A 20,855-nucleotide genomic window follows, 5' to 3' on the forward strand; every position below is an offset into this window, starting at 1 on the left:
CGACGGGACGGCCCCGGACGCCCGCGCGAGGTGTCCGGGGCCGATTCACGGTCGGTCAGCGCGCGTCAGCTCACCAGCGTTCGGTGACGGTCGGGTTGGCGCGGCACCCGACGTTGTCCACCTGGATGCCCCGGGACGACTTGCCCGGCTCCGTCACGTAGCCCCGAACGGTGACGCAGCGGGAGGCCGTTCCGGTCACCTTCACGGGGCCGGCGTAGTAGGAGTACGAGCCGGTCTGCGAGCCCGCGTCGGTGAAGGAGACGCCGCTGCACCCGCCGGTGAACGAGCGGCACTTCGCGATCTGGACGCCCGTGGCGGACTTCACCCCCCACAACCGGTTGCTGTGCCGCATGCAGGCGCTGTTCGTGCCGCCGTTGGCGGAGGAGTAGTAGACGTCCAACTCGCCGATCTTGTCCCCGCGCGTGCTGTGGACGGCGAAGCTGCCGGTCAGCGAGCCGGTGCAATTCGCGGCGGCGTCCGCGGTGGGGGCGGTCGAGAACAGGACGCCCGCGCTGCCGAGCAGCAGGAAGAGCGACAGGACACAGGTGCGGAGGACTTTCATGGGGGTAACTCCTGACTCGAGGGGGTGATGCAGCCGGAGACGCAGCCGGGTGGCCGTGCCCGCGGGGTGGCCGAAGCCGCCGCCACCGCCCGACTGTAGGCCCGGCGGCGTCCGAGGGGAACCCTCCCGGGAGGGCGGGTGAGTTGACCCGGCGCGACCTGTGCCGGTGGACTGGGCGCATGAGCTCACCGGCGATCGTCCCGCCCCGGCGCCGAGGTGACCTGCCCACGATCCGGCGGCGGATCGAACTGCTGAGCTTCGGCTTCGCGGTGGTGGCGTTCGCGTTCTGGTTCGGGATGGTGCTCAACGAGCCGCACGAGGCGTTCCGCATCGACGTGTTCGTCTACCGGGGTGGCGTCGAGGCGATCCTCGCCGGACGCCCGCTGTACGAGCCGGTCTACGGCCCGCTGTTCTTCGTCTACCCGCCGTTCGCGGCGCTGCTGTTCCTGCCGATGGCGCTGTTGAACGACACCCTGCTCAGCGCCGCGATGATCTCGCTCAACCTGCTGCTGGTGATCTGGACGGTCGGCGTCACCTCGCGCGAGGCCCGCGGCGCGGGCACGGTCATCACCCGCGGCACCGCCGCCTGCCTCGGCATCGGCTTCACGTTCCTGCTCGTGCCGCTGGCCGACACCATGTGGCTGGGCCAGATCAACATCCTGCTCATGGCGCTCGTCGTCGCCGACCTGATCGCCGTCTCGCGCGGGGCGAAGTGGGCCGGCATCGCGATCGGGATCGCGGCCGGGATCAAGCTGACGCCGCTGCTGTTCGTCGTCCTGCTGCTGTGGTCGCGGCGCTGGCGTCCGGCCGGCCTGGCGCTGGGGACCTTCGCCGTCACGGTCGCGCTCGGCTTCGTCGCCCTGCCCCGCGACGCCCTCACGTTCTGGACCGTCGCGCTGACCGACACCCGGCGGATCGCCCCGTCGGAGTGGATCGTCAATCAGTCCTTCGACGGCGTCGTCGCCCGGTTCTGGCCGGACGCCCCGGGCTGGGTCTGGCTCGTGGGGGCCGCGCTGGTCTGCGGGTTGGCGATCCTGCTCGGCGGGCGGCTGCTGAACCGCCGGCTGCCGATCCTGGCCGCCGCGGTCGTCGGCGTCGCGTCCGCGTTCGCGGCGCCCTTCTCGTGGGAGCATCACTGGATCTGGCTGGTCATCCTGTGCTGGTGGCCGCTGTGCGCCGCCATCGTCGGCTTCGTCAACCGGGACCGGCGCTGGCCCTGGTGGGCGGCCGGCGCCCTGTTCGTGACGCTGCTGACCGCCCGCTACGACGACGGACACGGCCGCGCCATCGGCGTCTTCGCGTTCGGCGGCGACGACCCCGACTCGTTGTGGACCATGGCCTACCCGCTGGGCGCGGTCGTCGTGCTGGCCGCGCTGACGGTCGCCGAACTCATCGGCCATCCCAGCCGGACGCCGCAGGTCGACCCGGGTCAGCCACCCGGGGCCTGAGCAGCGTCGCCGCGGCGTCCGAGGCCGTTCCGAGGGGCCTTCGGGTGGAACACGCGGCGGGCGGCGCGCCGCGTCACGCACAATGGAGGCTGACCCGCTTGAAGGAGCTTCATGATCGTCCACGTTTTCGCGCTCACCGCACCGGTGGAGCCGACCGCCGTCTGGCGGCACTGGGTGGACGTCGATCAGTGGCCCGACCACTTCCCGGGGCTGAAGACCGCCAAGCTGAACGGCCCCGTCGCCGTCGGCGCGGTCGGCCTGGTCAAGCCGCTGCGCGGGGGCGCTGGTCCTTCCGGATCGCCGAGGTCGACCGCTCCAAGAAGCGCTTCGCGATCGAGCGCAAGCTGCTCTTCACGACGCTGCGGTTCTCGTTCGCGCTCGATCGCCCCGAGGAGATCGAGGACGGCGACACCCTCGAGCCGCAGCTCCCGAGCGATCCGGACACCTGGACGGCGACCTACACGGTCACCCTCAAGGGCACCCTGGCCGCGATCTACGACCGCACGGCCGCGCGGCCCATCGCCCGGCAGCTGGAGCGGCTGGCCGCCAGCGTGGCCGAGTCGTCCCCGCCGCAAGACTGATCAGCGCGCCGCCGGCAGGGGCTCAGGACGCGTCGTAGGGCTCGTAGGGCAGGTCGGGGAACGCCCGGGCGACACCCGCGTTGCGGATCGTGCCGTCCTGCACGTTGAGCCCCTTCGCCAGCGCCGGGTCGGCCGCCAGCGCCTCGCGCCAGCCGGCCTTCGCGATCCGCAGCACGTAGGGCAGCGTCGCGTTCGTCAGGGCCCACGTGGACGTGTTCGGCACGGCGCCGGGCATGTTGGCGACGCAGTAGAACACCGACTGGTGCACCATGAACGTCGGATCGTCGTGCGTCGTCGGATGGGAGTCCTCGAAGCAGCCGCCCTGGTCGATGGCCACGTCCACCAGCACCGATCCGGGCTTCATGTGGGCCACCATCTCGTTGGTCACCAGCTTGGGCGCGCGCTCGCCTGGCAGCAGGACGGTCCCGATCACCATGTCGGCGCCCAGCACCTGCTCCCGCACCGCCATGTCGGTCGACATGATCCCGCTGACCCGGTTGTCGTAGCGCCAGAACGTCTGCCGCAGCTTCTCCAGGTCGGTGTCGAGGATCGTCACGTCGGCGCCCATGCCGAGGGCGACGTTGGCCGCGTTCTGGCCGGCCGTCCCGCCGCCCAGCACGACGACCTTCGCGTTCTGGACGCCGCCGACGCACCCCATCAGGACGCCGCGGCCACCCTGGGCCTTCATCATCGCGTGGGCGCCGACCTGCGGCGCGAGGCAGCCCGCCACCTCCGACATGGGGTAGAGCAGCGGCAGCAGCCCGCTGGGCAGCTGCACGGTCTCGTACGCGATCGCGGTGGTCCGGGCGTCGATGAGCGCCTGGGTCAGCGGCTCGTCGGCGGCCAGGTGCAGGTAGGTGAACAGCACCAGGTCGTCGCGCAGCAGCCCGAACTCCTCCTCGATGGGCTCCTTGACCTTGAGCACCATCTCGCCGGCCGCCCACGTCTCCTCGGCGGTGGGCAGCACGGTGGCCCCCGCCGTCACGTAGGCCTCGTCCGGCATGGACGAGCCGACCCCGGCCCCCGCCTGGACGAAGACCTCGTGACCCTTGCGCACCAGCTCGTCGACGCCGACCGGCGTGATCGCGACCCGGTACTCATGGACCTTGATCTCGGTGGGGACCGCGATGCGCATGGCTTCTACCCTCCGGACTTGCGGCGGAAGGTGCGCTTGCCGCCCTGCTGACCGTGGGGGCCTCCGGCCGCCTTGCGCTTGTTCTCACCACCGGCCGCACTGCCGTGCTGGGCGGCGCGCTTGGCCTCCAGCGCCGCACGCATCTGCTCCTTGGGATCGGGGGTGGAGTCTGCCTGCTTCGCCGCGTCACTCATTCCCTCACCTTGGCACCTCCCCTCGGCGGCGTCCAGTGGCGGGGGTGGCACCATAGGCGCATGACCCTCTACAGCGCCGGCCTCCTGCCGTACACGTGTGACGAGGGCGCGCTGCGGGTGTTCATCGTCCACATGGGTGGGCCGTTCTGGGGACACCGCGACCAGGGCGGATGGTCCCTGGCCAAGGGCATGTACGTCCCGGGGAGGAGTCTCCGACGGACGCGGCGCGCCGCGAGTTCCTCGAGGAGGTGGGCGTCCCCGCACCCCCCGGCGACCTGCTGGACCTCGGCGAGGTCCGGCTGAGCTCGGGCAAGCGCGTGCACGGGTTCGCCGTCGGGGCCACCCTCGACCTGGCGTTCGTGTCCAGCAACACCTTCGAGGTCGAGTGGCCGCGCCGGTCCGGCCGGATGCAGACCTACCCCGAGGTGGACCGCGCCGGCTGGTTCGACCTCGCGAAGGCCCGCACCCGCCTCACGCAGGGCCAGGTCCCGTTCCTGGACCGGCTGCGCGAGGCGCTGCAGGTGATGCCTACCTGATCATCCCCGTGATCTCCACGGTCAGTTGCTTGGCAGCCGCCGCGGGCGTCTGCCGGTCGAACCGGACCTCCTGCAGCGCCCGCGCGATCGAGTTCTGGCTGTCCGCCGCACCCTCGGGCTGGATCGTGGGCGAGGGGAGCGTAATGTCCTTCCCGGCCTGGGCCAGCCACTCCACGATGTACTTGTCGGTGGCGGACAGGTCGGCCTCCATCGCCGAGAGCGCCGCCTCGGACGAGGGGACGCCGCGGTTCAACTGCTGGATCTTGGCGGCCTGAGGGCTGTTGAGCAGGAAGTCGACGAAGGTGCCCGCCGCCTTCTGCTGGGGAGACTTGGCCGCGATCGACCAGAACATGCTGGCCTTGAGGAACAGGCCGTTCTCGGCGGCCTTGCCGGTGAAGGACGGCGGACGCAGCATCGACACGTCCTGGCCGGTCGCCTTCTGCGCGTTGGCGAGCTGGTTGGTCCACGACCAGAACATCGCCGACTTGCCGGTCGGGAACGCCTGCTGCTCGTAGGGGACCGAGCCGTCCTCCTGGGCCTTGCTGGCGCTGTTGAAGCCGGCGCCCGACGTCATGATCGTCTTCTGCAGCTCGAACCACTGTGCCAGGACGTCGTCGGTGTAGCCCACGCCGTCGGCGCTGAACAGGTCCTGGCCCTTCTGGCGCAGGTAGATGGTCAGGTCGGCGTAGGTGCCGCCGCCGGTGGCACCCACGGTCCCCTCGGGCGACGCCTTGGTGATGGCTTGGGCGGTGCTGAGGTAGTCGTCCCACGTCCAGGTGGAGTCGTCGGGCATTGCAACGCCGGCCGCGGAGAACACGGCGGGGTTCGCGAACAGGGCGAAGGCGTTCCTGCCGGTGGACAGGGCGTACAGCTTGCCCTCGAAGGTGCCCGCCTGGCGGTCGTCGTCGGTCAGGCCGCTCAGGTCGAGGCCCTCGACCTTGGTCAGGTCGGCCAGCACGCCGCGTCCGCCGTACTCGGCGAGGTACTTGCCGTCCATGTTGATCACGTCCGGCGCGGTGTTGCCGGCGACCATGGTCGCGAGCTTGTCCCAGTAGCTGCTCCACTCGGAGGGCTGCGTGGCGACGGTGATGTCGGCGTGCTCGGCGGCGAACGCGTCGACCATCTGCTGGGTGAACCGCTGGTAGAAGTCGGGGCCCCAGAAGCTGAACTGGAGCTTGGCGGGGCCGGCGGTCGCCTGCGGTGCGGCGCTGGAGGAGCAGCCGGCGAGGGCGGCCGCGGACAGGGCGCCGGCGCCGAGCAGCAGCGCGCGGCGGGAGAGGGTGGGGTTCATGATGCGACTCCTCGATGAGAGGTGGGTGGATGAGCCGACATTACGGTAAGCGCTTTCTCGCCGGGAAGTGGTGGCGGCGGGTTGCCCTGGGAAGCGCCGTGATGTCGTCCTGGTGCCCCGAGGCGGCCTGCGTGGCCGGGCGAACGTCCGGCACGGCCGGTGATGCAGAGGGGCCGTGTGGCTGGGGGCACCAGAACGACACGGATGGGCCGCGGCGCGACCCGCGTGGGACGGTGACCCGCCGGGGATGGATCGCGAGCTACCCTCGTCACCTATGTTCGCTCCCGGTCGCCCCCGCGCTCCCCGCCCCGTCGAGGCGACCCGTTGAGCCAGTCCGCCTTCGACCGGCTCGGCCCGGCGTTCCCGCAGCGCGCCCCCTGGGGGACGAGTTCCAAGCTGCGCGCGTGGCAGGCCGAGGCACTGGAGCGCTACCTCGAGGCGGCGCCGCGGGACTACCTCGCGGTGGCGACGCCGGGCGCCGGCAAGACCACCTTCGCGCTCCGCGTCGCGGTGGAGCTGCTGCAGGCCCGGGTGGTGCGCCGCATCATCGTGGTCGCGCCCACCGAGCACCTGAAGGTGCAGTGGGCCGACGCGGCGGCGAAGGTCGGCATCCAGCTCGACCCCGGCACCGGCGGGCGCAAGCGTGGCCGGTCGCGGCAGTACGACGGGGTCGCCGTCACGTACGCGGGGGTCGCGGCGGCGATGCTGGCCTACCAGACGCTCACCTCGAACTTCGAGACGCTGGTGATCCTCGACGAGGTGCACCACGCCGGGGACGCGCTGGCCTGGGGCGACTCGGTCCGCGAGGCGTTCCAGTACGCCACCCGGCGGCTGTCGCTCACGGGCACCCCGTTCCGCTCCGATGACAACCCGATCCCGTTCATCACCTACGCGCCGGCCGAGTCGGGGGCGCTGGTGTCGCGGGCCGACTACACCTACGGCTACGCCGAGGCGCTGCGCGACCACGTGGTCCGCCCGGTCGTGTTCATGAACTACGGCGGCCCCATGCGGTGGCGCACCAAGTCCGGGGACCAGATCGAGGCCAACCTGGGCGAGCTGACGACCAAGGACATCACCGCCCAGGCGTGGCGCACCGCGCTCGACCCCAAGGGCGAGTGGATCGGCGCGGTGCTCAAGGCCGCGGACAAGCGGCTCAGCGAGGTGCGCCGCCACGTCCCGGACGCCGGCGGTCTGGTGATCGCCACCAACCAGACCAACGCGCGGGCCTACGCGCGCCTGCTGGAGTCCATGACCGGGACCAAGCCGACCGTGGTGCTGTCCGACGACGCGGGCGCCAGCGCGCGCATCGAGGAGTTCTCCGCGTCCGAGGACCGCTGGATGGTCGCGGTCCGCATGGTGTCCGAGGGCGTCGACGTGCCGCGGCTGGCCGTCGGCGTCTACGCGACCGCCACCTCGACGCCGCTGTTCTTCGCCCAGGCGGTCGGCCGCTTCGTGCGGACGCGCCGGCGCGGCGAGGTCGCGACCGTCTTCCTGCCGACGGTGCCGATCATCCTGGCGCACGCGTCCTCGCTGGAGCGGCAGCGCGACCACGTCCTGGGCAAGAAGCCCGGCGAGGACGAGGTCGTCGACGTGTGGGAGGAGGCCGAGGCGCTGCTCGCCGCGGCCAACCGGCGCGAGAACGCGTCCGACGAGCTGATGGGGGCCTTCGAGGCGATCGACTCGTCCGCGACCTTCGACCACGTGCTGTTCGAGAACCAGCAGTTCGGGATGCACGCGGTGCCCACCTCCGACGACGAGGCCGACTACCTCGGCCTGCCCGGCCTGCTGGAGCCAGACCAGATCACCCGCCTGCTGCGGGAGCGGCAAAGCAGGCAGGTGCGCCGCCATGACCGGGCGCAGCGCCGCGAGCGCGTCGCGCCCGAGGTCGCCCTGCACCGCGCGCTGGCGTCGCGCCGCAAGGAGCTCAACACCCTGGTCGCGCAGTACGCGCGGGTGAAGGGCGTGCCGCACAGCCACGTCCACGCCGAGCTGCGTCGCCAGTGCGGCGGCCCGACGCTGGCGCAGGCGACCACCGACCAGGTCGAGGCGCGGATCACCCGGATCCGCGAGTGGAACAACCGCCCCTGAGGGCGCTCAGTCCTCCCGCGCCTCCTTCACCTGCGCGACGAGCTGGGTCGGGTTCACGAAGCGCAGCGCGACGAGCAGCATCACCATCATCGTGGTGGTGTAGATGACGGCCATCGCCGAGATGAGCTGGCGGGCCTCGCCGCCGCCCGCCGAGGTCATGGCGCGGTAGATCGCCCACGACGAGGGTGTCGGAGGTGGGACCGGACACCAGGAACGTCAGCTCGAACATGCCCACCGTGCGCACCAGCACGAGGATCCCGGCGGCCAGGATGCCCGGGATCAGCAGCGGCGCCAGGATCCGGGTGAAGACCTGCCGCAGCGACGCCCCGCACATCCGCGCGGCCGACTCGATGGCCGGGTTGATCTGCTCGATGAACGGCGTCATCGTCAGGATCACGAACGGCACCGACGGCACGAGGTTCACCAGGATCACGGCGATGATGCTGCGTCCGAGCCCGAACGAGTACATGACGGTCGCCAGCGGGATGCCGTAGGTGATGGGCGGCATCAGGATCGGCAGCAGGAACAGCAGCGAGACGGCCTTCTTGCCCGGGAAGTCGCGCCGGGCCAGCAGGTACGCCGCCGGGACGCCGATCAGCACCGACAGCACGACGACCGCGAGCGCCACGCCGACCGTGACGCCGATGACGCGGGTCAGGTTGAAGCGCGACCAGGCGCCGGTGTACCAGCTGGTCGTGAACTCCAGCGGCAGCCAGGTGTTGAACCACTGCTTGCCGAACGAGTCCACGACGACGGCGACGATGATCCCGATCAGGAAGACGAGGAAGACGATCATCCCCGCCCACACGAACCACGTCGAGGGGGAGGCGGCGAGCGAGCGCTCGCCGGGGAGCCGGGACGCCGCGGGCTTGCGGCGGGCGCGGCGCGGGGCGGCGGCGGTGTCGGTGGTCATCAGCCCTTGCCTCCTGTCGAGCCCTTGTAGAGGAACGAGCGCCACAGCAGCACCACGGCGACGACGGCGAGCTCGACCACGCCCATCATCAGAGCGATCGTGGACGCCATCGGGTAGTCGTTCTGCTCGCCGAAGGCGCGGAACGCCATGAGCGCCATCACGCGGGTCTCCCCGGTGGGGTCGCCGACCAGGCGGGCCGACGGGAACACCGAGAACGCCAGCACGAAGGTCAGGATGAACGTGGTGGCCAGCCCCGGCGCGAGCAGCGGCGAGCGTCCGGCCGGCGGCCTCCAGGGACGGATCGATGCCGGACAGGTAGGACGAGATGAGCAGGAACGCGAACGGGAATCCCGTGATGACGAGGGAGAACACCACGCCCAGGTAGTTGTTGACCAGCGTGAGGGGCTCGTCGGCGAGGCCGATGCCCATCAGGAACCGATTGATCCAGCCGTGGCGTCCGGCGAAGATCAGCAAGCCCTGGGCGGTCAGGACGGTCCCGAGCGTGATGGGCAGCACCAGGATCGACGTCATGAGGCGCTTGCCCCGGAACCGGCGGCGCAGCACCATCGCGACCGGGATCGACGCCACCACGTTGAACAGCGCCACGGGCAGGGCGAGCCGCATGGTGATCCACACGGAGTCGAACAGAACGGGTCGGTGAAGAACGCCACGTAGTTGGCGAACACCCCGCCGCCCGACTGCTGCTGGGTGGCGAGGTTCGGCTGCAGGGTGAGAACGATGCCGTAGCTGAACGGGTACACGAACAGGACCAGCGTGAAGACCAGCGCCGGCACGAGCAACAGCAGCGAGGCGTCGACGCCCCGCTCGGCGAGCCGGTGCCGCAGGCTCGCGGTGCTGCGCGGCGCCCGGCGGGCGGTGGACGCGGTGGTCATGATGCGGACGCCTCCGCGCGGGCCGGCTCGGCCCCCGACCCCAGCACCGCCGGGAAGACGAGGACGCGCTCGCGGCGGGCGGTCAGGGTGAGCGGCTCGCCGACCTGCGGCGCCAGCGGCGTCCGGACGTGCAGCAGGCCGACGGGGCTGTCGACGCCGACGCTGAACTCGCTGCCGTGGTACTCCGCCACCAGGACCGTGCCGTCGATCGCGTTGTCCGGACGGGGCTCGCCCGGCGGCACCGCGACGAGGTCGTCGGGGCGGATCGCGACCCGCACCTCGGCGCCGACGGTCGGCGCCCCGATGGGAGGCCCGGTGAGGCTGAGGCCGTCCAGGTCCACCCGCGCACGGTCGCCCTCGATCGACGCCAGGCGTCCGGTGAGGAGGTTGCGGTAGCCCATGAAGTCGGCGACGTGCCAGTTCTGCGGGTGGTCGTACAGGTCCTCCGGCGTCCCGATCTGCTGGACGCGGCCCTCCCGCAGCACGACGAGCCGGTCGGCCAGCGACAGGGCCTCCTCCTGGTCTGCGTGACGTAGATCGTGGTCAGCCCCAGTTCCTGGTGCAGGCGCCGGATCTCGGTGCGCATGTCGAGGCGCAACGTGGCGTCCTGGTTGGACAGCGGCTCGTCCATCAGCACCAGCGAGGGCTGGGTGGCGACCGCGCGGGCGATGGCGACGCGCTGCTGCTGGCCGCCCGACAGCTGGCCGGGCAGCTTCTTGGCGTGCTCCTCGAGCTTGACCAGCGCGATGGCCTCCTTGACCCGCGTCGCGATCTCGGACGCGTGGAGCCGCCGCATCTGCAGCCCGAACGCGATGTTGCGCTCGACGGTGAGGTGCGGGAACAGCGCGTAGCTCTGGAACACCATCCCGAAGCCGCGCTTCTCACTCGGGAGGGTGTCGATGCGCCGCCCGTCGAGCAGGATCTCGCCGTGGGTGAGCGGCAGCAGCCCCGCCAGGCAGTTGAGCGCGGTGGACTTGCCGCACCCGGACGGCCCGAGCAGGGCGATGAACTCGCCCGCCCGAACGGTCAGGTCCAGGCCGCTCAGCGCCGCCAGGCCGGCGAAGCTGCGTCCCACGTTGTCCAGTTCGAGCGATTCGAACGTGCCGGCCGTGATCGCCATCGTGTCTCTTCCTTCGGGTGAGGCGGTCCGCCTCGGTGGTCGGGTCGTGACGGGGTGGGTCGTGCCGCGTCCCCGGCCCTTCCGGGTACCGGGGACGCGGCGACGATCACTTCTTGTACTTGCCGGCACCGACCTCGCGGTCCCAGATATCGAACGCCTTCACCATCGCGGCCGGGGGCAGCGGCGTGTGCTTCGGCGCGGACGCGATCAGGTCGTCGAACCACGGACGGCCGAACTCCTTGATCACCTTCTGGTTGGCCTCGGGAGCCTTGTCGAGCGTGGCGCCCTTGATGGCCGGGCCGGGGAGGTGTCGGCACTGAGATCGTGAGCGGGGCGGCGCGTGGCGCCCGCGTCGGTGCCGGGCAGCTCGCGTGAGTACCCGCCGCCGCGTTGTCGGGCTGCCCGCGTCGGCGCCGAGTGGCCCCCGCTTGTGCCCACCCGCCCGGGTTTGGGACGAGTCGCTCGCGTTTGGGACGAGCTGCCCGGGTCTGGGTCGAGTCGCCCGGGTTTGGGTCGAGTCGCCCGGGTTTGGGACGAGTCGCCCGGGTCTGCGTCGAGTCGCCCGGGTTTGCGTCGAGTCGCCCCGCTTTGGGACGAGTCGCCCGGGTCTGCGTCGAGTCGCCCCGGTTTGGGACGAGTCGCCCGCTTTTGGGACGAGTCGCCCGCGTTTGCGCCGAGTCGCCCGCGTTTGGGACCATCGCCCGGGTTTGCGTCGAGTCGCCCGCGTTTGGAACGAGCCGCTCGCGTTTGGAACGAGACGCTCCGTTTTGGGTCAGTTGCCCCCGCAGCAACGGGGGCGACTGACCCGAACGGGGGCGGCTGCACCGCAGTGGGAGCGGACGGAGGGGCGGCTGCGCCTCAGTGGGACGGTTCGGAGCGGGGTGGCTGCGCGTCAGCGGAGACGGCCCGAACGAGGGGGCTTCGCAGCGGTGCGGCTGGAGGATCAGAGTGGACTCGTGTCGCGACGCGCCTGCGGTGCCCACGCCGTCCGCATCCGCGTCGTCCGCATTCCGGTGGGCCGCATCCGCGCCGTTCGTATTCCGGTGGGCCGCACCCGCCGTCCGCGTCGAGTTGCGGGCAGCCCCCGGGTGGGCTCAGAAGAACGGGAGCGCGAGCGCCAGGATCCCGCCGAGCAGCACGAAGAACAGCACCACGCCCCAGGTGACGGCCGCCTTGGTGCGGCGCGGCTTGGCCTTGATGACCGCCGCCATCACCAACAGCGTGACCGCCACGGTGAGCGGTGTCGCGACGAGCGGCCATTCGGCGGGGGTGCGGTCGCGCAGCCACCAGGTGAGCAGCATCACGCCGGTGATCCCGAGCCAGAAGTAGCCGTGCTGGAACAGCGGCTTGGACTCCGAGGTCATCTCGGGGAGCGGTTTCCGGTTCAAGCGCAGCACCATGCCCCCATTGTCTCAGCCTCGCGCCGGACCGGCGTCAGCGCGCGCCCGCGGGCGGGGGGAGCGCTGACTCAGCTCGCACTGGGCCTGCCCCACGGACACCGGGAGCGTGACCCCGCCCACACCGACGCGCGCCCGCGGGCGCGCGTCGGTGGCTAAGGTGGGCGCAGCGGCGGCGCGCGACCGCCCGAGGAGGAGCGATGCCGGTCTTCGAGCGCGACTCGCGCTACCCGTTCCCGCGCGAGGACGTCTTCGCCTGGCATACCCGACCCGGTGCCTTCGTCCGGCTGAGCCCGCCCGGCATGGTCACGGTGCTGCGGCCGCTCAGCGACGGCATCGAGGTCGGCTCCACCGCGGACCTCGTCATCTCGCATCCGCTGCTGGCCGGACTGCTGCCCTCGATCCCGCGCCGCGGCGGACGCGGGCCGGTCGGCGCCCGCTGGCGCGTCCGGCACACCGAGCTCGAGCCGGGCCGGAGCTTCGTCGACGAGCAGGTCAGCGGGCCGTTCGCGAGCTGGCGGCACGAGCACCTCTTCCGCGACGGCCCCGCAGGCTCCACGATCATCACCGACCGTGTCACCTACGAACTGCCCCCGACCCTGCCCGGACGCCTCCCGCTGGCCCTGATCGAGATGCAGCTCGACGGCATGTTCGCGTTCCGGGAGCGGCAACTCCGTGACGACCTCGACCTGCACGCACGCCTCGCGTCCCCGCCGCGTCGGGTCGTGATCGCGGGCAGCAGCGGCATGATCGGCACCCAGCTCGCGGCGCTGCTCAGCACGGGCGGGCACGCGGTGATGCGGCTGATCCGCTCGGGCGTCGCGACCGACGCGGTCCGCTGGGATCCGGCGCACGGACGCCTCGATGCCGGCGCCCTGGCCGGCGCGGACGTCGCGATCAACCTCGCGGGTGAACCGCTGCTGGGGCGCTTCAACCGGGCGCACCGCGACGCCATCCTCCGCTCGCGGCTGGGCGCATCGGCCACGCTGGCCCGGGGCGTGGTGGACGCTGGCATCCCGACCCTCGTCCAGGCGTCGGCCATCGGCGTGTACGGCCCGCGGCGTCCGGGGGAACTGCTGACCGAGGCCTCCGCGCCGGGGGAGGGGCTGCTGGCCGACGTGGTCCGCGCGTGGGAGGGCGCCGCCGCGCCGGCCGCGGCCGCCGGAGTCCGGACCGCCTGGATGCGCACGGGCATCGTCCTGTCCGAGGTCGGTGGGGCGCTCGCGCCGCAGGTGCCGCTGTTCTCGATCGGGCTGGGCGGACGCCTCGCCGCCGCCGACGCCTGGCAGAGCTGGATCGGGCTGGACGACGCGGTGCGGGGGTTCGCGCACGTCGCGCTCGCCGACGCCGCCGAGGGGCCGCTCAACCTGGTCGCCCCGCGGCCGGTCACGCAGCAGGAGTTCGCCGAGACGCTCGGGCGGGTGCTGCACCGGCCGGCGCTCGTGCCCACCCCGGCGATCGGGCCGAAGCTCGTGTTGGGCGGCGTCGGCTACGACCAGATGATCGACACCGACCAGCGCGTCTCGTCGGTCAAGCTCGCCGACACGGGGTTCTGGTTCGCCCAGGGGGCCCTGTCGGACGCTCTGCGCCACGCGCTGATGCGCTGAGCCGCCGCACTCGCCCGAACCGCGTGCCTTGCCCGCCGGATGTGCCGTCCGTCCCGGCCGCTCGCCCACTCGGCGCGCAGGCGGCTCGTGGCGCAGACCACCTGGCTGTTCACCGGCACCATCGCCGACAACCTCAGGATCGCGAACCCGGACGCCGCGGACGACGAGCTGTGGCGCGCGCTGGCCGACGTGGGGCTGGACGGTTTCGTCGCCGCCGCGCCCCGCGGGCTCGACACCCCCACGGGGGTACGCGGCCTGGCGCTGTCGGGCGGCCAGGCGCAGCGGCTCTCCCTCGCGCGGGCGCTGCTGTCGCGGCGCTCGCTGCTGCTGCTGGACGAGCCCACCTCGCAGGTCGACCTGGAGTCGGAGCGGATCATCCTCGACGCCCTGGACCGCCTGAGACCCGACCGCACCGTCGTCCTGGTGACGCACCGCGCCTCCGCGTCGCTGACGGGCGCGCGGACGCTGGAGTTGCGGGCGGGTCGGCTGAGCGAGGGAGGTGCCCGTGTCGACGCCTGAACCGGTCGGACGCCGGACCCTCGCGCGCTGGCTCATCGCGGTCACCCGCCCCGTCCTGGCCCCGCTCGCGGCGTCCACGCTGGTGCGCGTCGTCGACCAGGCCGCGGGCCTGGCGCTGTTCGGGGTGGCGGCGGTCGGCGTGCTCGCCGGGTGGCCGCTCCCCGTCCTGGTCCGCTGCCTGGTGGGGCTGAGCCTGCTCAAGGCCGCAGCCGCTCCGGCGACCTGCTCGAGGTGCACGGCGTGGCGTGGAGCAAGCAGTCGGCGCCGGACTTCCTCGGCGACGTCGCGTGGCGCTGGGGCGACATCAAGGATGCCTTCGACGACTTCTCCCTGGTCGGCACCGTCACGAACGACGGCGTCGAGGAGGTCATCCAGGATGGTTCGCCGGCCCAGTTGCTCGGCGTCGACTACTGGGTGGAGCGCCTCGGGGAGGCCGGGCTGCTCAAGCCGGGCACGGTGTTCATCAGCGGCACCATCCCGATGAAGCAGGGCGTCGACCAGTTCGCCGACGCCTGGGCGGTCGAGTTGTCGGACGGCGCCGGCCATACCAGCCGCGTCCGCTACGACGTCGAGGTGCTGCCGGCCGCCTGGCAGTGAGCGCCGGCCGCGCCGGACGCGACGGAGCCCGCGGGACGCCTCGGCGACCCGCGGGCTCCGCGACGTCAGGGGGCTACTTGCTGGGGCACAGGGGCAGGGTCAGCGCGTCGTGGGTGGCGCGGAAGCCCATGGTGGTGAAGAAGCCGTGGATGTGGGCGCGGTCCTTGTCGGTGGTGACCATCAGGACGCGGGCGCCGCGGCTCTTGGCGTAGCCGACCATCCAGGCGAACACCTCCTTGCCGATGGCGATGCTGTCGGCGCCGGCCCGGATGCGGGCGCCGGAGCAGAACGCCCGGATCCCGCCGCCGCGGGCCATGGTGGTGACGAACGAGAGCTGCAGCGTCCCGATGATGCGGTCGGAGTCGTCGAGGATGACGAGCAGCGACTGGTTGGGGTCGGAGTCGATCCGCTCGAAGGCCGCCTCCAGGTCGCTGTCGCCCGGCGTCGGCCCCAGCACCTCGTCGCTGATCAGCGTGGTGGTCGCGACGTGCTGCGGGGAGGTGGGGTCGTCCGCGAGGAGGCGTTCGATGGTGGGGATGTGCTCGCGGGTGGCACGAATGATCGTGGCCCCGTCGAGCTCGGCGAGGATCTCCATGCCACGATTGGACACCCGTTTCGTCCCCGGGGCAAAACGGCGGTCGACGACGAAGCCCCGCCGCGCTGGACGGCGCGGCGGGGCCTGTGGCGGTCGGGTCAGTTCTTCGGGCGTCCGAAGAAGTCGTCGTCGGTGGGGGAGCCACCCTCGCCGGGCTTCTGCTCGCCGCCCTGGCCGGGCTGTGCGTCCGGGCGGCCGAAGGGATCCTGCTGGCCGGGCTGATCCGGCGCGCCGTACTGGCCGGAGGCGTCGTACTGGCCCGGGGCGCCGTACTGGCCGGGGGCCTCCGGTGCGCCGGGGTAGGGCTGCTGCGGGTCGGCGGCGTAGCGGGCGCCGTCGTCGTACTGGCCGGGCGTCTGGCCGAAGGGCTGACCGGGATCGTTCCAGGGGGCGCCGCCGGGGAACGACGGGCCGACCGGGTACCCGGCGCCGGCGTTGGCCACCTCGCGGGTGCGGCCGAGGTACATCAGGGCGATCCAGATGTAGGAGACGGGGATCAGCGCGATGCTCAGCACGAACGCCAGGAGGCCCCCGATGAAGCCCATGGCGCCGGCGCCCTGGCCCTGGGCGGCGCTCTGCGCCGCGCCGGTGATCATGCCCTGCGGGATCGACGTGATGATTCCGACGACCAGCCCGATGACGAGCTGGTAGCCGAAGGTGCGCCACCAGGCGCCCTTGGTGAGGGCGAACGAACGCTTGAGGGCGTCCCAGGCCTTGAGGCCCTCCTCGGCCATGATCACCAGCGCGTAGGTGATCCTGACGCTGACCCACACGGCGGCGACCATCAGCGCGATGGTGGCGACCACGATGAGGAACGTCGCGCCGCCGCTCGGGTTGCCGCCGCTGCCGGCGATCACGGCGAACAGGATGCTGGCGAAGACCACGTAGGCGGCCAGGCCGATGCCCGCGCAGATCAGGATGAAGCCCACCAGGCGGCCCATGAGGCCGCGGGTGCGCTCGGTGAGGGTGGCCCACGTGGGAACGGTGCGGCCCGTCGCGTAGTCGAGCGTGGCCACCATCATGCGGGCGTAGAAGACGTAGGTGAAGATCGAGAGCGCCACCATGATGAGGACGCCTAGGAGGGACACGCCGATGATCGAGCCCATGAGCGCGCCCGGATCGGGGCGCCCGCTGAGGACCTGCGGCATCATCACCGCGGCGATGATCGCCACGACGATGAGGATGCCGACCAGGGAGATCAGGATCGGGGCGATGACGAGGGGAGGTAGAGCTTCCAGCCCCGCTTGTAGGTGGCGATCGTCGACGAGAACAGATCGCCGAGCCGGAGCGGGCCGGGAGGCGCCGTGGGTTGGTTCGGGGCATGGGGGCGGCATTTTGCGGCATGGACCAAGTCACGCAGGGATCCTAACAACAGGCCCCCCTCGCCTCGGGGAACCGGTGCCCAGGTTGTGGACAACTCCCCACGGGGGCTCCGGGCGTGCGTTCCCCGGGCGTCCGCTCGCACGCCGGAGCGGAGGGCGCGTCCGGCCTAGTGGGAGCCTCCTGGCGCCATCAGGACCTGGGCGACGACGATGTCCTTGCCGTCGTAGGCCACCGAGGGCGGCCCCTGCAGTTCGTAGCCTTCGCGGAGCGCGTCGTTCACCTTGCGTTCGAAGTCCGCGTCGTTCAGCCCCGTGATGAGCTTGTACCGCGGCGCCTCCCCGGACCCCCGGGATGCCCCGGACGCCGCGGGCGCAGCGGCAGCGGGTGCGGGCGCGGCGGCGCGCGCCTGGCCGCGGCGCCGGCGGCGCGGGGACGGCTCGGCGGGCGGGCGTCCGCGGTCGGGCGCCGGGACGGGGGCCTTGACGATCCGGTCGGCGGCGGGCGCGCCGTCGGTGTCGAGCAGCACGACCTCGCCGTAGGCGGGCACCACGGCGTTGACGCCGAGCTCCCGCTTGATGCGGGCCGCCAGGTTCGCCGCCGAGTCCTTCTCGCCGTGCACGCAGTAGACGGTCTGCGGGCGCGGCTCGAGTTCCTTGAGCCAGTCGAGCAGGTCCGAGCCGTCGGCGTGCACCGAGAACTCGTGGTCGTGGTAGATCTCGGCCCGCACCGGGACGTACTTGCCGTTGATCTTGACCTTGTCGGCGCCCTCGGACAGCTGGCGTCCGCGCGTCCCGACGCCCTGGTAGCCGGTCAGGATCACCGCGTTCTTGGGGTCGGGCAGCAGCGCCTCGAGGTGGTGCAGGACGCGCCCGCCGGTCGCCATGCCCGAACTGGAGATGATCACCGCCGGGCCGTGACCCTCCTTGGCGGTCAGCCTCTTGGAGTCCTCGGGCGACTCGACCGTGGTGAGGTCGGGCACCTTCACGAAGTCCTCGGGCCGCAGGTCGGGGCGCAGTTCGTCGGGGTGCGACTGGTAGACCCGCAGCGCCCGGACGCCCATGGGCGAGTTCACGAACACCGGCACGTCGGGGATGCGGCCCTCGCGCTCGAGGTCGGAGATCGTCTTGAGCACGACCTCGGTGCGGTCGATCGCGAACGCGGGGATGACGACGCTGCCGCCGCGCTCGATCGTGCGACGGATGACGTCGGCGAACCCCTCGTGCGGCAGGCCGTCCGGCTCGGGGTGCTCCCGGTCGCCGTAGGTCGACTCGATCAGCACCGTCGGCGCGCCGAGCGGCGTGTCGCGGGGGCGCAGCACCGGGTGGTCGTGGCGTCCCAGGTCGCCGGAGAACAGCGCCGACGCGGTCGGCGTCCAGAGGTTGACCGAGGCCGAGCCGAGGATGTGGCCGGCGCGCGTCAGCCGGATGGTCACGGTCTCGTCGGGCGACGCGGTGAAGCCCGGACGCTCGTTGCCGGTGAGCTCGAAGTCGGTGTCGTACTCCAGCGCGACGAACTGGGGCAGCAGGTCCTCGACGTCCTCGGTGGTGTACAGCGGCAGCGCCGGCGCGTGCTTGGAGTAGCCGCGCTCGTTGGCGTCCTCGGCCTCGAGTTCCTGCAGCTTGGCGGCGTCGCGCATGACGATCTCGGCGAGCTCGCGGGTGCCCTGGGTGCACCAGATGGGGCCGTCGAAGCCGTTGCGCGCCAGGGCGGGCAGGTAGCCGACGTGGTCCATGTGGGCGTGGGTGAGCACCACGTCGGAGATCGTGGCGGGGTCGACGGGGAACTCGTCCCAGTTCTTCAGGCGCCACTCCTTCTCGCCCTGGAACATGCCGGCGTCCACGAGGACGCGGCGGCTGCCGACGGTGACCATGAACTTCGACCCGGTGACGGTCCCGGCGGCGCCGAGGAACGTCAGTGTCGTCGAGGGTGTGCTCGCCATGCGCCCCACTCTGGCATGCTCCCGGGGCCGCGGGAAGGTCCGCTGCGCACCCGTCGCGCCCGGCGGGCGGGCCAAGGAGGGCGTCAGGACGGCCGGAGTGCGTCCAGTTCGCGCTGCCGGGCGGGTGGGGCGGTCTGCCGGTAGGACTCCTCGATCAGGGCGTCCACCTCGTCCCAGTCGGGCTCCTCGGCGTCCAGGGGGAGCGCGAGCCAGCCGTAGGGCCCGTCGTAGGCGGGGACGACGAAGCGGTCGTCGCCCAGCAGCAGGTCGCGGTGGTCGGGGTCGGGCTTGACGAGCAGGGCGCGCGCGAGCGAGGTGTCGTCGTGCGACCCCTTCACGTGCCCGCCGTAGCTGGCGAACGTGCGGGTCGTGAACCAGTTCGGACGGCCGTGGCTGATCCGCTCGGACGCCCCCGGGTAGGCCAGGCACAACTCCCGCAGGGTGGCCAGGAGGTCGTCGTCGGGGGCGAACATCAGCGGATGCGACACCGCTCAGCGCCCCTTCTGCGCCTGCTCCGCGACGCGGAACGCGACGATGTCCGCGATCAGGTCGGTGGGCAGCGGGCGGTCCAGCGGGAACTGGATCGCGCCCTTGCTGTACTTCAGCCCGAGCTCGTCCAGCCGTTCGGCGGCGAACGCGACGCCGGAGGGGCCGGGGTAGAAGCCGACGTGGCCCTTCGCCGTCGCGAAGTGCACGAGGTTGCCGTTCAGCTTGTAGGTCGGCATGCCGTAGGACAGCGCCAACTCCACCTCGGGCACGTTGGCCTCGATGAGCGCGCGCAGTTCGTCGAGCCGTTCGCGGTGCGCCCCCGAGACGCCGGCCAGGTAGTCGTCGATGACTGACATGCTCGGCACTCTATTCGTCCGGCCCCGGCGCCGGACAGCGCCGGGGCGTCCGGCGCGGAACACGCGAGGAGGCGACGTGAGCATCGAGCGGGCACGACGGCACCTGGACGGCTTCGGGCTCGGGGCGCGGATCATCGAGACCGAGGCGTCCTCGGCGACCGTGGCCGAGGCCGCGGCGGCGGTCGGCACCGAACCCGAGCGGATCGCCAAGACCCTGTCCTTCGACCTCGGCGAGGCGGGCATCGCCCTCGTCGTCGCCGCCGGGGACGTCACCGTGGACAACCGGGCGTTCAAGGACGCGTTCGGCGTCAAGGCCCGGATGCTGCCGGTCGCCGAGCTGCCGCAGCGGGTCGGGTACGCGGTCGGCGGGGTGTGCCCCTTCGGCGTCGAGCCGGGCGTCCGTGTGTTCCTGGACGCCTCCCTGCGCCGGTTCGCGACCGTGTTCCCGGCGGCCGGCACGGCCAACTCGGCCGTGGAGCTCAGCCTGGCCGAGCTCGAGGCCGCCTCCGGCGCGGAGGGATGGGTGGAGGTCACGAAGCCGCGCGCCTAGCCTGGTTCGGTGACCGACGCACGCAAGCCCCGCAGGCCGACGTTCCGCGACCCCGCCGCCCTGGAGGCGCTGGGGGAGCGGCACGACCCCATCGCCCAGCTGCACGCCGCCCACGAGACGGCGGCGGCCCTGGTCCGGGTCGGGCGCGCCGCCGAGGACCCCGCGGTGACGCGGCGGCTGGTGGCGCTGGTGGACGAGGTCGGCCTCAGCACGCTGGCCGACCTGTGGGCCACGCGCCCCGCGGCGTCGCTGCCCGGCACGCTGTACCGGCTGTACGTCCTGCGGGAGTGGGTGCGGACCGACCCGACGGGCGTCGCGCGCGAGTACGAGGCCGGGATCCGGTTCACCGAGCCGAACCACGCCGTCGCGGGCGCCGACCCCGCCGGCCCCGACGAGGTGATGCGGGTCGCCGACGAGATCCTGCAGGGCGTCTTCGCCGGCGACCTCGCCGTCGCGCTGGAGCGGGCCGCGGCCTTCGCCCACGTCGTCGCGGCCGGGCGGGCTGACGTGACGCCGGGGATGGACAATGTGGTGCGCGCCGGCCGGCTGCAGGATCTGGCCGCAGAGCTGAGCGCCGCGGCGTCCCTGTGGCGGGCCGGGGATCTGCGCTGAGGCGTCCGGGCGGGTGCTGCGCGGCCCGGGGCGGGGCGGCGGCAGCCGCGGGGCTTGGCCAACGCGTCGGGTGCGCCTATTCTCGTGGAGGCGTCGGGCTGCGGTAGCCC

The 20,855-nt window shown here is 72.3% G+C and carries 24 protein-coding genes and 1 pseudogene; 9 read left to right on the forward strand and 16 right to left on the reverse strand.

Translation table 11 applies throughout. The features are described from left to right. Nucleotides 1-70 precede the first annotated feature (70 nt). Nucleotides 71-562 carry a hypothetical protein gene (locus tag G7070_RS09460; protein WP_166233529.1) on the reverse strand — a complete coding sequence of 164 codons (492 nt, stop codon included), beginning with the start codon at nt 560-562 and terminating at the stop codon, nt 71-73. Nucleotides 563-741: 179 nt separating this feature from the next. On the opposite strand from G7070_RS09460, the gene G7070_RS09465 reads away from it, so the two are divergent. Beyond that, nucleotides 742-2,010, forward strand: a complete 1,269-nt coding sequence (locus tag G7070_RS09465) for a glycosyltransferase 87 family protein (protein WP_166233530.1) — start codon at nt 742-744, stop codon at nt 2,008-2,010. Between the two features lie 98 nt (nt 2,011-2,108). Continuing rightward, nucleotides 2,109-2,591 carry a hypothetical protein gene (locus tag G7070_RS09470; protein ID WP_166233531.1) on the forward strand — a complete coding sequence of 161 codons (483 nt, stop codon included), beginning with the start codon at nt 2,109-2,111 and terminating at the stop codon, nt 2,589-2,591. Between the two features lie 22 nt (nt 2,592-2,613). Here the strand turns inward: G7070_RS09470 and ald are convergent, their stop codons facing one another. After that, nucleotides 2,614-3,726: an alanine dehydrogenase gene (gene ald / locus G7070_RS09475; protein ID WP_166233532.1), complete on the reverse strand. Its 1,113-nt coding sequence runs from the start codon at nt 3,724-3,726 to the stop codon at nt 2,614-2,616. Between the two features lie 5 nt (nt 3,727-3,731). Beyond that, nucleotides 3,732-3,920: a DUF5302 domain-containing protein gene (locus G7070_RS09480; RefSeq protein ID WP_166233533.1), complete on the reverse strand. Its 189-nt coding sequence runs from the start codon at nt 3,918-3,920 to the stop codon at nt 3,732-3,734. A gap of 170 nt (nt 3,921-4,090) precedes the next feature. Between G7070_RS09480 and G7070_RS09485 the strand changes: the two genes are divergently transcribed. Continuing rightward, complete coding sequence (locus G7070_RS09485) at nt 4,091-4,456, forward strand: NUDIX domain-containing protein (RefSeq protein WP_206080120.1); 366 nt, start codon at nt 4,091-4,093, stop codon at nt 4,454-4,456. On the opposite strand, the gene G7070_RS09490 is transcribed toward G7070_RS09485, so the two are convergent. Next, a complete protein-coding gene (locus G7070_RS09490) occupies nt 4,449-5,747 on the reverse strand; it encodes an ABC transporter substrate-binding protein (protein WP_166233534.1) in 1,299 nt (432 codons plus the stop codon). The two genes, G7070_RS09485 and G7070_RS09490, sit on opposite strands and share 8 nt — an antisense overlap. Nucleotides 5,748-6,071: 324 nt before the next feature. Between G7070_RS09490 and G7070_RS09495 the strand changes: the two genes are divergently transcribed. Next, the gene (locus G7070_RS09495; RefSeq protein ID WP_166233535.1) at nt 6,072-7,835 is read left to right on the forward strand and encodes a DEAD/DEAH box helicase; all 1,764 of its coding nucleotides are present in this window, start codon (nt 6,072-6,074) and stop codon (nt 7,833-7,835) included. Here the strand turns inward: G7070_RS09495 and G7070_RS09500 are convergent. From G7070_RS09500 to G7070_RS09520, 7 genes and pseudogenes are all read right to left on the reverse strand, one after another. Continuing rightward, nucleotides 7,801-8,748, reverse strand: a complete 948-nt coding sequence (locus G7070_RS09500) for an ABC transporter permease (protein ID WP_206079705.1) — start codon at nt 8,746-8,748, stop codon at nt 7,801-7,803. The genes G7070_RS09495 and G7070_RS09500 overlap by 35 nt on opposite strands. Next, complete coding sequence (locus G7070_RS17775) at nt 8,748-8,972, reverse strand: hypothetical protein (RefSeq protein ID WP_206079706.1); 225 nt, start codon at nt 8,970-8,972, stop codon at nt 8,748-8,750. The genes G7070_RS09500 and G7070_RS17775 overlap by 1 nt, the downstream gene beginning before the upstream one ends. A 303-nt stretch (nt 8,973-9,275) precedes the next feature. Continuing rightward, complete coding sequence (locus G7070_RS17780) at nt 9,276-9,641, reverse strand: sugar ABC transporter permease (protein WP_206079707.1); 366 nt, start codon at nt 9,639-9,641, stop codon at nt 9,276-9,278. Then, nucleotides 9,638-10,126: a TOBE domain-containing protein gene (locus tag G7070_RS18655; RefSeq protein ID WP_246226986.1), complete on the reverse strand. Its 489-nt coding sequence runs from the start codon at nt 10,124-10,126 to the stop codon at nt 9,638-9,640. Before G7070_RS18655 ends, G7070_RS17780 begins: the two co-directional genes overlap by 4 nt. A gap of 191 nt (nt 10,127-10,317) precedes the next feature. Then, nucleotides 10,318-10,761: pseudogene (locus tag G7070_RS19905) on the reverse strand (ABC transporter ATP-binding protein); the annotation flags it as partial. A 106-nt stretch (nt 10,762-10,867) separates the two neighbouring features. After that, nucleotides 10,868-11,008: a hypothetical protein gene (locus G7070_RS09515; RefSeq protein ID WP_206079709.1), complete on the reverse strand. Its 141-nt coding sequence runs from the start codon at nt 11,006-11,008 to the stop codon at nt 10,868-10,870. An 847-nt stretch (nt 11,009-11,855) separates the two neighbouring features. Further along, entirely contained in the window at nt 11,856-12,161 is a 306-nt protein-coding gene (locus G7070_RS09520; RefSeq protein WP_166233536.1) for a hypothetical protein, read from the reverse strand. 197 nt (nt 12,162-12,358) lie between these two features. Between G7070_RS09520 and G7070_RS09525 the strand changes: the two genes are divergently transcribed. The 3 genes from G7070_RS09525 (at nt 12,359) to G7070_RS18660 (ending at nt 14,881) form a co-directional block, all read left to right on the forward strand. Next, nucleotides 12,359-13,765 (forward strand): TIGR01777 family oxidoreductase, encoded by a 1,407-nt coding sequence (locus tag G7070_RS09525; protein WP_166233537.1) that lies wholly within the window; start codon nt 12,359-12,361, stop codon nt 13,763-13,765. A 39-nt stretch (nt 13,766-13,804) separates the two neighbouring features. Beyond that, entirely contained in the window at nt 13,805-14,284 is a 480-nt protein-coding gene (locus tag G7070_RS09530) for an ATP-binding cassette domain-containing protein (RefSeq protein ID WP_166233538.1), read from the forward strand. A gap of 231 nt (nt 14,285-14,515) precedes the next feature. Next, nucleotides 14,516-14,881 (forward strand): DUF2848 family protein, encoded by a 366-nt coding sequence (locus G7070_RS18660; RefSeq protein ID WP_431977942.1) that lies wholly within the window; start codon nt 14,516-14,518, stop codon nt 14,879-14,881. Between the two features lie 73 nt (nt 14,882-14,954). On the opposite strand, the gene G7070_RS09540 is transcribed toward G7070_RS18660, so the two are convergent. From G7070_RS09540 to G7070_RS09560, 5 genes are all read right to left on the reverse strand, one after another. Beyond that, a complete protein-coding gene (locus tag G7070_RS09540) occupies nt 14,955-15,476 on the reverse strand; it encodes a GNAT family N-acetyltransferase (RefSeq protein WP_166233539.1) in 522 nt (173 codons plus the stop codon). Between the two features lie 98 nt (nt 15,477-15,574). After that, a complete protein-coding gene (locus G7070_RS09545) occupies nt 15,575-16,648 on the reverse strand; it encodes a glycerophosphoryl diester phosphodiesterase membrane domain-containing protein (RefSeq protein WP_166233540.1) in 1,074 nt (357 codons plus the stop codon). A 317-nt stretch (nt 16,649-16,965) separates the two neighbouring features. After that, nucleotides 16,966-18,738 carry an MBL fold metallo-hydrolase RNA specificity domain-containing protein gene (locus tag G7070_RS09550; RefSeq protein WP_166233541.1) on the reverse strand — a complete coding sequence of 591 codons (1,773 nt, stop codon included), beginning with the start codon at nt 18,736-18,738 and terminating at the stop codon, nt 16,966-16,968. Nucleotides 18,739-18,821: 83 nt separating this feature from the next. After that, nucleotides 18,822-19,211: an MmcQ/YjbR family DNA-binding protein gene (locus tag G7070_RS09555; RefSeq protein WP_206079710.1), complete on the reverse strand. Its 390-nt coding sequence runs from the start codon at nt 19,209-19,211 to the stop codon at nt 18,822-18,824. A gap of 18 nt (nt 19,212-19,229) precedes the next feature. Continuing rightward, complete coding sequence (locus tag G7070_RS09560; RefSeq protein WP_166233543.1) at nt 19,230-19,583, reverse strand: iron chaperone; 354 nt, start codon at nt 19,581-19,583, stop codon at nt 19,230-19,232. Nucleotides 19,584-19,659: 76 nt separating this feature from the next. Between G7070_RS09560 and G7070_RS09565 the strand changes: the two genes are divergently transcribed. Both G7070_RS09565 and G7070_RS09570 read left to right on the forward strand, forming a co-directional pair. After that, nucleotides 19,660-20,133 carry a YbaK/EbsC family protein gene (locus G7070_RS09565; RefSeq protein ID WP_166233544.1) on the forward strand — a complete coding sequence of 158 codons (474 nt, stop codon included), beginning with the start codon at nt 19,660-19,662 and terminating at the stop codon, nt 20,131-20,133. Between the two features lie 9 nt (nt 20,134-20,142). Next, a complete protein-coding gene (locus G7070_RS09570) occupies nt 20,143-20,745 on the forward strand; it encodes a hypothetical protein (protein ID WP_166233545.1) in 603 nt (200 codons plus the stop codon). Nucleotides 20,746-20,855 lie beyond the last annotated feature (110 nt).

This window comes from Propioniciclava coleopterorum, assembly GCF_011393335.1.
Classification (GTDB): domain Bacteria; phylum Actinomycetota; class Actinomycetes; order Propionibacteriales; family Propionibacteriaceae; genus Propioniciclava; species Propioniciclava coleopterorum.